Genomic DNA, 212 nt, shown 5'->3' with positions numbered 1-212 from the left:
CTGGTGGCCCGTGCTGTCGCCGACGCCGTGGGGCTGCGCGAACAGGCGCTGCGGCCGCTCGTCGAGATCCTGGCCGATTTCCTCACCGGCAAGCAGCTGCTGCTGATCCTGGACAGCTGCGAACGGCTCCTCACCGGCACCGCCGATCTGGTCGCCTCCCTGACGGCTGCCGTTCCCGGCCTGCGTCTCCTGGCCACCAGCCGGCAGCCGCT

General features: G+C 71.7%; 1 pseudogene. It reads left to right on the top strand.

The annotated features are described in order from the left end of the window. A pseudogene (locus J0695_RS40565) lies at positions 1 to 212 on the top strand (regulator); the annotation flags it as partial.

The sequence above is a fragment of the Streptomyces beijiangensis genome (assembly GCF_017315755.1).
GTDB classification, from domain to species: Bacteria; Actinomycetota; Actinomycetes; order Streptomycetales; family Streptomycetaceae; genus Streptomyces; species Streptomyces beijiangensis.
Note: the sequence above shows the minus strand (reverse complement) of the source record. Positions and strands in the feature narration are given on the sequence as shown.